The following is a 10,935-nucleotide window of genomic DNA, read 5'->3' as shown; positions in this document are numbered from 1 at the left end:
TTTCATGTAGAACCTCCTGCGTTCAAGGTACGGGAAAATTCTACTTATGAGCACCCTGGTTTTTCGGGGGGATTACCCCCCTACACCGCCAGGGAGGTGGAGCAGGACGGCATAGCACTGGACGATCCCGCTCAGGTGTTCTGGGCCGACTGGCCGAACAGGGAAGGGGTGGTGTTCAACGAGCTGGGGCAGGTCGCCTGCAAGGTCTACAAGACCCTGCCGGCACGCAAGCTGTGGAACGTCATCATGACATCCACCTATGACTATGCGGAGCCCGGTTTCATCCTGATCGACAAGGTCAACCAGATGAACAACAACTGGTTCTGCGAGGAGATCCGCGCCACCAACCCTTGTGGTGAGCAGCCTCTGCCCCCCTATGGCGCCTGCCTGCTGGGCTCGGTCAACCTGACCCGGTTCGTGCGCGACCCCTTCACCGAACAGGCCGCCTTCGACTGGTCTGCGTTTCGCAAGGTGGTGGCTATCTTTACCCGCATGCTGGACAACGTGGTGGAGATCAACCAGTTACCGCTTGCCAGGCAGCGTGAGGAGATCATCAGCAAACGCCGTCATGGCATGGGCTTCCTCGGCCTCGGCTCGGCCCTCACCATGCTGCGGATAAGATACGGCTCTGCCGCCGCCGTCGCCTTTACCGAGCAGGTATCTCAGGAACTGGCCCTGACCGGCTGGCGCGAGTCCCTGGCATTGGCGAAGGAGAAAGGCCCGGCCCCCATCATGGAGCAGGAGTTCGAGGTGACTGGCAAGCTGCTGCGGCTGCGCCCCGAGATGGCGGCAGACGGTATCAAGCTCGGTGACAAGGTGAAGGGCAAGCTGCTGCACGCCCGTTACAGCCGCTACATGCAACAGGTGGCCGAGGTGGATCCCGCCCTGGTTGCCGAGCTGGCCGAGGTGGGGGGGCGTTTCACCCACCACAGCAGCATTGCACCGACCGGCACCATTTCGCTATCGCTGGCCAACAACGCCAGCAACGGCATCGAGCCGAGCTTTGCCCATCACTACAGTCGCAACGTCATCAAGCCGGGCAAGAAGAGCAAGGAGAGCGTGGATGTCTACTCCTATGAGCTGCTGGCCTACCGCGGGCTGGTCAATCCGGCTGCCATGCCCTATGCCGAGGATGAGGCGACCCGGTTGCCGGATTACTTCATCACCGCCGACGACATCAGCCCGGCCCAGCACGTAGACATTCAAGCGGCGGCCCAGCGCTGGATCGACTCCTCCATCTCCAAGACGGCCAATGTGCCGACCGACTTTCCGTTCGAGCAGTTCAAGGACATCTACCTCTATGCGTCGGATTCGGGGCTCAAGGGCTGCACCACTTTCCGGTTCAACCCGGCAGCTTTCCAGGGGGTGCTGGTGAAGGAGCAGGATCTGGAGAACACCCTGTACGAGTTCACCCTGGAGGATGGCTCGGTCGTCACGGCGAAAGGGAACGAGGAGATCGAATACGATGGCGAGCTGCACACCGCTGCCAACCTCTACGATGCCTTGAAAGAAGGCTATTACGGTAAATTCTGAGGACGAGCGCATGGTCAAGAAAATCGACAGGAAAATCGTCGCCTACCAGGTGAAAACCCGGGATGAACCGCAGCAACCCCCTGTGCAGGATGACGTGGTTCACATGCACGAGACGGTGTTGCGGCCGGAGCGGTTGATGGGCACCACCTACAAGCTGAAGACGCCGGAACATGTCTCCGAGCACTCGCTGTTCATCACCATCAACGACATCATTCTCAACGAGGGGACGGTACACGAGACTCGGCGTCCGTTCGAGATCTTCATCAATTCCAAGAGCCTGGAACATTACCAGTGGATAGTGGCGCTGACCCGCATCATCTCGGCGGTGTTTCGCAAGGGGGGGGACGTCACCTTCCTGGTGGAGGAGCTGCGCTCGGTGTTCGATCCCAAGGGCGGCTACTGGAACAAGGGCAAGTACGTACCCTCGCTTATCGCCGAAATTGGCAACGTGATCGAAACCCATCTCACCGAGATAGGCATGCTCAAGGTGGCCGGGCTGGATGAACACCAGCAGGCGTTCCTGGCCGACAAGCAGGCCGAGTTGCAAGCCCGGCAACAAGCTGACGAGCAGCAGGCCGGCAGCGGCTTCCCACCCGGTGCGGCGCTTTGCTACAAGTGCCACAGCAAGGCGCTGGTGCAGAAGGATGGCTGCATGACCTGTCTCAATTGCGGCGATTCCAAGTGCGGTTGAGTGATTGAGCGCAGACAACAGGCCGGCCTTGGTGCCGGCCTTTTTCATTGCTGCTTTTCTGTTCGAACGCACCGGCGGTACACGCGATTTGTTGCGCGATAGTAAAATCGGGCGTAGCGTTGGGGGTAATAAAACTGTCACGGCCGTGTGGTTTCAATGACATCTGAGATTCACACACGTGGCACCTTCAGTGCCAAGGAGGATGCTTATGGACAACACGGACCGAAAGCTGTTTATCCTGGATACCAACGTTCTGCTTCACGAACCCCTCGCCATCTACTCCTTCAAAGAGCACGACGTGCTCATCCCCATGACGGTGCTGGAAGAGCTCGACAACATCAAGGATCGCCACAAGGACGTCAGCCGCGATGCGCGGGTGGCCATCCGGGCGCTGGAGGATGTATTCCGCGATGCAACGCCGGAACAGATTGCACAGGGGGTCGCGCTGGCGGGCGAGGCGAGCGGTCACATCTCCATCTTCAGTGACCACCATCTGCCGCAGGATGCCGAGGTGTTCACCGACAAGGAGGCCGACAACCGCATCATCAACGCGGCCCTCTACCTGCAAAAGCACGAGTTGAAACGTCAGGTGGTGCTGGTCACCAAAGACATCAACATGCGGCTCAAGGCGAAGGGTGCCGGGCTTGCCCACGTCGAGGATTACCGCAGCGACCAGCTGATCGACGACATCCGCCTGCTGGCCAAGGGCTTTCAGGTGGTGCCAGGCAGCTTCTGGGAGCGGGTCGGCGAGTGCGACAGCGAGACCCATGGCCGCGATACCGTTCACGTCATCGATGCCAACCTGCTGGAGGGCATTCACGTCAACCAGTACCTGATCGATGAAGAGAACTTCTTCGCCGCCCGGGTGCTCAGCCACGACAGCCAGAAGATCCGCATCAAGGATCTGGGGCGCGAACGGCTGATGTCCCGCAAGGCGTGGGGGGTTCATCCCAAGAACGTCTATCAGGGGATGGCGCTTGATGCGCTGCTCGATCCGCACATCGACCTGGTGATCCTGACCGGCCCGGCGGGCTGCGGCAAGACCCTGCTGGCCATGGCCGCCGCGCTGGAGCTGGTGATCGAGAAGGGGATCTACGAGAAGGTGATCGTCACCCGAAATACCCCGGAAATCGCCGAGAGCATCGGCTTCCTGCCTGGCACCGAAGAGGAGAAGATGATGCCCTGGCTGGCGGCGGTGACCGACACCCTGGAGGTGCTGCACAAGCAGGACGAAAACATGAGCGGGTCCCTCAGCTACATCATGGAGAAGGCCAACATCCAGTTCAAATCGGTCAACTTCATGCGCGGGCGCAGCATCCAGAACACCTTCGTGCTGCTGGACGAGTGCCAGAACCTGACCGCGTCCCAGATCAAGACCATCATCACCCGCTGCGGCGAAGGCACCAAGATCGTCTGCTCCGGCAACCTGGCCCAGATCGACTCCAACTACCTGAGCCCGGTGACCTCGGGTCTGACCTACATCGTCGAGCGTTTCAAAGACTTCGACGGCAGTGCCAACATCTTCCTGAACGGGGTGGTGCGCAGCAAGCTCGCCTCCTTCGCCGAGGAAAACCTCTGATTTGACTGACTATCTTCGTATGAAAAAGGGAAGCCACTTGGCTTCCCTTTTTTGATCCCGCCACCAGTTCAGTGTCCTTGGGTCATTGTCCAAGATAGCGCAGCAGCCCGGGGTGGTCGCTGTTGTGCAGGATATCCGGCGTACCCTGCAGGGCGATGCGCCCCTCGTCCACGAACAACACTTGATCGGCAATGAGCTGGGCATCCTCCGGGTTGTGAGACACCATCAGCACGGTAATACCCTGCTCGCAGGCAAGCCTGGCCACTTCCGCCAGCATCTCCCGGCGCAGGGCCGGATCGAGCGCCGAGAAGGGTTCATCCAGCAGCAGCAGCGGCTTGCCCCGCACCAGGGCGCGGGCCAGCCCGACCCGCTGTTGCTGGCCGCCGGAGAGCTGTTCCGGCAGCCGAGTGAGCATTTCGCCGAGGCCGACCCGGCTCGCGGCATCCTTCACCTGGGCCCGTTGGGCTGCATTCAGGCGCAGACCGGGGTGCAGGCCGATGGCGATGTTGTCGAACACCGACAGGTGCAGGAACAGGTTGTGATCCTGAAACAGGGTGGTGACCGGTCGCGCGGCCGGGCCCAGCGGCAACATATCCTCGCCATCGAAGTCGAGGGTGCCGGACTCTACCGGCACGAAACCGGCGATCATGCCGAGCAGGGTCGACTTGCCAGCACCGCTCGGGCCGATAAGCGCGGTGATCTCCCCCTTGGGCAGGGTGGCGCTGAAGCTGACGCGCCAGTCCGGGTAGCTGGTGACCAGTTGATCAATATTCAGCATGTTCTCTTCTCCAAGGGGCTGCTCGGCCGGCCGGAGCGGCCGAATAAACGGTTGGGGCGTGCGCTTCAATGTTCGGCATGCTTGCCTCCCAGGCCACGTTCAATCAGCCAGAACAGGGAGAAACAGAGGATCAGCAGCAGCAGGGCGGTGGCGGCCGCCTCGGTCAACCGGTAGCTGCCGAGCTGCTGATAGAGCAGCCAGGGCAGGGTGGTGAGCTCCTGGCTGCCGAACATGGCGATGGCGCCGAGGTCCCCCAGTGACAGGATCATCGAGAGCGCGGCCGCCTGGGCCAGCGGGCGGCGCAGCAGAGGCCACTCCACCAGCCGCAGGCGATGCAGACCGCGTACCCCCAGGCTGTCGGCCAGCCGGTCGTACTGGCGCACCACCAGCTGCATGGGGGCGGAGAGGGTACGCAGCACATAGGGCAGCGCCATCAGGGCATTGACCAGCACCACCAGCCAGGGGCCGAGGGCGAACACGTCAGCGAACGGCATGAACAGGATGAACAGGCCGGTGGAGAGCACCACCGCCGGGATCATCAGGATCACCGAGCCGCTGGCCTCCCACAGGGCGGCGGCTCGCCGCTTGCGATTCCGCACACGCAGGTGACGGCTGGTGAGCAGCAGCGCACTGCCGAGCAGGGTGGCCAGGCTGCCTGCCGCCAGCGCGATCAGCAGCGACTGGCCGCTGGCCAGCCACAACTTGCTTGAGGTCAGCGCACCCGGCAGGCCGGGGTTGAGACCGGCTACCACGATGGCCAGCAAGGGGGGCAGGAACACGGCCAGCCCGATCCCGAGGGCGAGGGCGTCCACTAGACCGGTTCCCGGCTGATGGCGATCCGGGCGCAGGCAGGGACGGCGGGCGCTGATCCGGCTGGCCGGGCTGCTCTGCAACTTGTGTTGCAGCATCAGCAGACCCGCGGTGAGGAGCAGCTGCACCAGCGCCAGCCCGCCGGCGGTGGCGAGATCGAAGTCAAAGCGCAGTGCCTGATAGACGGCCACCTCCAGAGTAGTGGATTTGGGGCCGCCCCCGAGCGCCAGCACTGTGGTGAAGCTGGTGAAGCAGAGCATGAAGATGAGGCTGGCCAAGCCTGGCAGCTGGGCCCGGATCAACGGCCACTCCAGCAGCCGGAAAATATGGGAGGAGCGCATGCCGAGCTGGCTGGCGAGGCGCCAGGAGGACTCGGGAATGCTCTCTATGCTCTGCAGCAACAGGCGCGCCGCCAGCGGCATGTTGAAGAAGACGTGGGCCAGCAGGATGCCGAGCAGGCCATAAAGGTAATTGCCGGGGGCGAGCCCCAGTCCGTGCAGCAGCTGTGGCAACCAGCCCTGCTTGCCATGTACCGCGACGATGCCGAAGATGGCAATGATGACCGGCAATACCAGCGAGAGGCCAAACAGTTTGAGCAGCAGGCGGCGACCGATGAAACGGCGCCGCGCCAGCGCGCGGGCCACCGGAATGGCCAGCCCTAGGCTCAGCAGGGTGGAGAGCAGTGCCTGCCAGAGGCTGAAGCCCAGCACGTGGCGCAGGTAGGGGTCGGCCAGCAGGGTACGGGGCGCCAGCGCCCCGGCCTGCCACAACAGGGCCGCCAGCGGCCCCAGGGAGAGCAGCAGGATGATCAGGGTGGCGGCACTGCCTGGCAGCCACCAGAGGGGGCGAGCCTGCGCTCTGGCGAAGATACGGCTCACTGGGTGACGGCTTGCAGCCACTCGCGGATCCAGTTCTTGCGGTTGGCGGCCACCTCATCGCTGCTGAAGGCGAGCGGCTTGGCTACGGTGATCATCTGCTCGAAGCCCTTGGGCAGCGGTGTGTCGATCACCGGATACATCCAGTTGCCGGTGGCCATCTCGTTCTGGAACGCGGGGCTTGTCATGAACTGCAGGAACTTATCCGCCAGCTTGCCCTGGGTGGCGCTGCTGAGCTTGGCGGCCACTTCCACCTGGCGGTAATGACCCTCCTCAAACGCCGCGGCCTGATACTGAGGTTTGTTTTCGGCAATCAGGTGATAGGCCGGGGAGCTGGTGTAGGAGAGCACCATGTCCGCCTCGCCATCGAGGAACATGCCGTAGGCCTCGGACCAGCCCTTGGTGACGGTGACCGTCTTCTTGGCCAGTTGCGCCCAGGCGGCAGGTGCCTCATCCCCGTAGACCGACTTCATCCACAGCATTAACCCCTGACCCGGGGTGGAGGTGCGCGGATCCTGATAGATCACCTTGAGGTCCGGGCGCTCTACCAGCTCTTTCAGGCTCTTGGGCGGGTTCTTGAGCTTGCTCTGGTCGTAGACGAAGGCGAAGTAGCCGTAGTCGTAGGGGACGAAAGTATCGTCCTGCCAGCCGCCCGGCACCTTGACCCCGTCCAGCTTGCTGCCATGGGGGGCAAACAGGCCGCTCTGTTTGGCTTCGCTGACGAGCGCATCGTCCAGCCCCAGCACCAGATCGGCCTTGCTGTGTTTGCCTTCCAGCCGCAGCCGGTTGAGGATGGCCACGCCATCTTCCAGCGGCACCAGTTTGAGGGTGCAGCCGCACTCTTTCTCAAAGGCCTGTTTGATCTTGGGACCGGGTCCCCACTCGGCGGTGAAGGAGTTGTAGGTGTAGACGGTGAGGGTGTCGGCCGCGAAGGCCTGGGCACTGAGCAGGCTGGTGGCGACCAGCAGCAGGGTTTTCATGAGCGGCACTCCCTTAGCAATGAGGTGCCAGCGGATGAGGGCGCAAAAAATGAGCGCCATGCCTCAAATTCCTCCGCCAGCATTATCTGGATCAGGTTCACGGGTATAATCTCAGCGGTAAACCGCACCCCGTTTGAGAAACGAACCGCATTGTATTAACGTTCTTGGGGGGAGGCCAGCACAATTGTTCCTGCGGGCCAGCGAGACGGCGTCAGACAACAGAGGATGTTCGCGTGATCACCAGCACCAAGGAAAGACGCGCCTTCCAGCGCATGATAATCAATGCCCCCGTCACCATCTTTCAGCAACAGCAGGTACTGGAAGGGGTCTGCCGGGATCTCAGCGCCAACGGCATGGGGATCGCCGTCGCCGAGCATCAGCTCGATGTGAGCCAACCCATCCGGGTGAGCCTGGCCACCAACAACAACCTGCTGCCCCCCTTCGAGGCGCAGGCCCGCATCATCCGGGTGCTGGAAGAAGAGGATGGACTGCTGCTGGCCATCGAGTTCCAGGCCCTTGCCTGACGGCCGTCACACCCTTCGTCATGCATCGACCAGCCCCGCGCTGGTCGATTTCATTCTGGCGTATTTCCCTTGGTTTTCACGACGGCCCGACGGGCGGCATTATTTATCCGCGCGAACCGGCTGCACGCTCAGCTGCTTGCTGTCGATGAGGGTCTTGCTGGTTGGTGCCAGCTGACCCATTGCCAGTTGAGCCGGGCCGGTGGGCTCCATCAGCAGATAGGTTTCCCCTTCCCGGTTCAGGGTGGCCTCACCCGGCTTGGCTGGCAGCGCCACTCCCAGCAGGGCATGACCCGGCACGAACACCATGGCCTGTTTCAATTCGGGAAAAAGCTGGGCCAGCATGGCGGCCATCAGGGTCACCTTGCTGTCGCAGTCACCCTGATTCTGCTCCAGCACCTGGCGCGGGCTTAAAAAGCCCTTCCCCTGGCGTCCCGACTGGCTGTCGAGCAGCTGATAGGGGATGGACTGCACGAAGTCGAGCATATGGGCCACCGTCTTCTGGCGAGCTTCGGTCTCGGTGCTGCCCTGCTGCTTGAGCTGCTCGGCCAGCGGTGCCAGCTCGCTGCGACTCTCCAGCGCGATGCGCACATGGTCCTGCTTGATGGCGGCGGCGCCGTCGGGGGCGGTGAAGGGCTGGAAATAGTGCTGCTTGAGCCACTCGGCTTCCAGCTTGTCCCGTTGCTGGCTGAGCCAGCCCATGGCCTTGTTGACCTGCTCGGGCTGGCGCCCCTTGATTTTGAGCTCCATCTGGGGGCGAGAGAGGGAGAACTGTACGGTGGGAAACTCGGCCATCCCCTGTTTCAGCAGGCTCTGCAGCACGTCCTCCTGCATGCGGACCGGCCGATAGGCAATGAGTGGCGGCAGCTTACCCGCTTCCAGCCGATAGGTGAGCTGCTGTGCCTTGCCATCCTTGTCCTGCCAGCCGACGTTGAGCTGCCCGCCGCTGCTGTTGAAATAGGTCTGCCCGGCGCAGACCGGCAGCGCCAGCCAGAGGCCGCAGAGCAGGGGGAGGGCGATCGTCATCTTCATTCGAGTGTCCCATCGGGCATGCAGAAGTGGCCGGCCATGCGTGTAGCCTGGCCTGACAATAAAACAGGGAGCCTCGGCTCCCTGTTGATTCTACTCGTTTTATGGCACCTGATGGGTCAAATCCAGCTCGGCTGCTTCGCCTCGAAGGCGCTGATGGCGGCTTCGTGTTGCAGGGTCAGGCCGATGGCATCCAGCCCGTTGAGCAGGCAGTAGCGGCGGAATTCATCGATCTCGAAATCGAAGCACAGGCTACCTGCGCGCACCTGATTGGCCTCCAGATCCACTTCGATCTCGATGCCCGGCTGGGCGGCAACCTGCTGGAACAGGGCCTCGACCTCCTTCTCCTGCAGGCGCACCGGCACCATGCCGTTGTTGATGGCGTTGCCGTAGAAGATATCGGCAAAGCTCGGGGCAATGATGGTCTTGAAGCCGTAGTCCGCCAGCGCCCAGGGGGCGTGCTCACGGCTCGAGCCGCAGCCGAAGTTCTCGCGGGCCAGCAGGATGCTGGCGCCGGCAAACTGCGGCTGGTTGAGCACGAACTCGGGGTTGGGCTGCTCCCCTGCATCGTCGAGGAAGCGCCAGTCGTGGAACAGGTGCTTGCCAAAACCGATGCGGTTTACCTTCTGCAAAAACTGCTTGGGAATGATGGCGTCGGTGTCGACGTTGGCGCTGTCGAGGGGGACGACGATCCCTTTATGCTGTTTGAAGCCTGTCATCTTGTTCTCCTCGTAATTACAACGCGCGAATATCGGCGAAGTGGCCGGTGACGGCTGCTGCAGCAGCCATGGCCGGGCTCACCAGATGGGTGCGGCCGGCACGGCCCTGACGCCCTTCAAAGTTGCGGTTGCTGGTGGAGGCGCAGCGCTCCCCCGGTTGCAGCCGGTCGTTGTTCATGGCCAGACACATGGAGCAGCCGGGCAGGCGCCACTCAAAGCCTGCCTCGATGAAAATCTTGTCCAGACCCTCGGCTTCGGCCTGGGCCTTCACCTGTTCGGAGCCCGGCACCACCAGCGCCTGCACGCCAGCGGCGACCTTGCGACCGCGGGCGATGGCGGCGGCGGCGCGCAGATCCTCGATGCGGCTGTTGGTGCACGACCCGATGAACACCTTGTCGATGGCGACATCGGAGAGCTTCTGGCCCGGCTGCAGGTCCATGTAGGCCAGCGCCTTGCGGGCGGACTGCTGCTCCATCAGATCGCTGAAGGATTCCGGCGCCGGAATGGGTTCATTGACGGCGATCACCTGCCCCGGGTTGGTGCCCCAGGTGACCTGCGGGGCGATGTCGGCGGCGTCGAGCACTACCTCGGCATCGAAGTGGGCACCTTCGTCGCTCTTGAGGCTCTGCCAGTAGGCGATGGCCTGTTCCAGCGCCTCGCCCTTGGGAGCGAACTCCTTGCCGCGGATGTAGTCGATGGTGGTCTGGTCGGGGGCGATCATCCCCGCCTTGGCGCCCAGTTCGATGGCCATGTTGCACACCGTCATGCGCCCTTCCATGGTGAGCCCTTCGATGGCCTCGCCAGCGAACTCCACCACATAGCCGGTACCGCCGGCGTGGCCGACCCGGCCGATGATGGCCAGCACCACGTCTTTGGCGCTGATGCCCTCGGCCAGTTTGCCATTGACCGAAATGCGCATGGTCTTGGCGCGGCCCTGTTTCAGGGTCTGGGTGGCCATCACATGCTCCACTTCGGAGGTGCCGATGCCGAACGCCAGCGAGCCGAAGGCGCCGTGGGTGGCGGTGTGGGAGTCGCCGCAGACGATGGTGGTACCGGGCAGGGTGATGCCGAGCTCGGGGCCCATCACGTGGACTATGCCCTGGTATTGGTGGTTCAGGTCATACAGACGGACCCCGAACTCCTTGCAGTTGGCGGCCAGCGTCTCCATCTGGATGCGGGCCATCTCGCCGGAGGCGGCGATGTCCTTGGTGGTGGTGGAGACGTTGTGATCCATGGTGGCCCAGGTCAGATCCGGGCGGCGCAGCTGGCGGTTCATGGCGCGCAGGCCGTCGAATGCCTGCGGGCTGGTCACTTCATGCACCAGGTGGCGGTCGATGTAGATGAGGGGTGTTTCCCCTTCCACTTCCCGGACCACGTGGGCGTCGAATACTTTCTGATAGAGGGTCTTGGCCATTGCTCG

Annotated in this window: 10 protein-coding genes and 1 riboswitch; of the genes, 4 read left to right on the top strand and 6 right to left on the bottom strand. The window is 62.8% G+C overall.

Annotation, left to right across the window (positions count from 1 at the left end; translation table 11 throughout):
• The 3 genes from PG899_RS07330 to PG899_RS07320 form a co-directional block, all read left to right on the top strand.
• The coding region (locus PG899_RS07330) for a ribonucleoside-diphosphate reductase, adenosylcobalamin-dependent (RefSeq protein ID WP_270697297.1) at positions 1-1,533 on the top strand (1,533 nt) is incomplete at its 5' end.
• 10 nt (positions 1,534-1,543) lie between these two features.
• Positions 1,544-2,224, top strand: a complete 681-nt coding sequence (locus PG899_RS07325) for a TSCPD domain-containing protein (RefSeq protein WP_017410266.1) — start codon at positions 1,544-1,546, stop codon at positions 2,222-2,224.
• Positions 2,225-2,432: 208 nt separating this feature from the next.
• Positions 2,433-3,803: a PhoH family protein gene (locus tag PG899_RS07320; RefSeq protein ID WP_011704812.1), complete on the top strand. Its 1,371-nt coding sequence runs from the start codon at positions 2,433-2,435 to the stop codon at positions 3,801-3,803.
• Positions 3,804-3,885: 82 nt separating this feature from the next.
• Here PG899_RS07320 and thiQ read toward each other — a convergent pair whose 3' ends face one another.
• The 3 genes from thiQ to thiB all read right to left on the bottom strand — a co-directional run bounded on the left by thiQ (position 3,886) and on the right by thiB (position 7,246).
• Positions 3,886-4,581: a thiamine ABC transporter ATP-binding protein gene (thiQ, locus tag PG899_RS07315; RefSeq protein WP_077097657.1), complete on the bottom strand. Its 696-nt coding sequence runs from the start codon at positions 4,579-4,581 to the stop codon at positions 3,886-3,888.
• Between the two features lie 65 nt (positions 4,582-4,646).
• Positions 4,647-6,269: a thiamine/thiamine pyrophosphate ABC transporter permease gene (thiP, locus tag PG899_RS07310; protein WP_077097659.1), complete on the bottom strand. Its 1,623-nt coding sequence runs from the start codon at positions 6,267-6,269 to the stop codon at positions 4,647-4,649.
• Positions 6,266-7,246, bottom strand: coding sequence for a thiamine ABC transporter substrate binding subunit (gene thiB, locus PG899_RS07305; protein WP_029301744.1), 981 nt, complete (start codon positions 7,244-7,246; stop codon positions 6,266-6,268). The genes thiP and thiB overlap by 4 nt, the downstream gene beginning before the upstream one ends.
• Positions 7,247-7,297: 51 nt before the next feature.
• A riboswitch (TPP riboswitch) is annotated at positions 7,298-7,388 on the bottom strand.
• 91 nt (positions 7,389-7,479) lie between these two features.
• On the opposite strand from thiB, the gene PG899_RS07300 reads away from it, so the two are divergent.
• Positions 7,480-7,770: a PilZ domain-containing protein gene (locus PG899_RS07300; RefSeq protein ID WP_017410271.1), complete on the top strand. Its 291-nt coding sequence runs from the start codon at positions 7,480-7,482 to the stop codon at positions 7,768-7,770.
• A 99-nt stretch (positions 7,771-7,869) separates the two neighbouring features.
• Here PG899_RS07300 and PG899_RS07295 read toward each other — a convergent pair whose 3' ends face one another.
• From PG899_RS07295 to leuC, 3 genes are all read right to left on the bottom strand, one after another.
• On the bottom strand, positions 7,870-8,799 hold the full coding sequence (locus PG899_RS07295) for a transglutaminase-like domain-containing protein (RefSeq protein WP_077097661.1): 930 nt from the start codon (positions 8,797-8,799) through the stop codon (positions 7,870-7,872).
• A 116-nt stretch (positions 8,800-8,915) separates the two neighbouring features.
• Positions 8,916-9,515: a 3-isopropylmalate dehydratase small subunit gene (gene leuD, locus PG899_RS07290; RefSeq protein ID WP_077097663.1), complete on the bottom strand. Its 600-nt coding sequence runs from the start codon at positions 9,513-9,515 to the stop codon at positions 8,916-8,918.
• A gap of 16 nt (positions 9,516-9,531) precedes the next feature.
• Positions 9,532-10,929, bottom strand: coding sequence for a 3-isopropylmalate dehydratase large subunit (leuC, locus tag PG899_RS07285; protein WP_077097665.1), 1,398 nt, complete (start codon positions 10,927-10,929; stop codon positions 9,532-9,534).
• Between the last annotated feature and the right edge of the window lie 6 nt (positions 10,930-10,935).

Origin of the sequence: Aeromonas sp. QDB39, assembly GCF_027707585.1 — a bacterium.
Classification (GTDB): domain Bacteria; phylum Pseudomonadota; class Gammaproteobacteria; order Enterobacterales; family Aeromonadaceae; genus Aeromonas; species Aeromonas hydrophila.
Note: the sequence above shows the minus strand (reverse complement) of the source record. Positions and strands in the feature narration are given on the sequence as shown.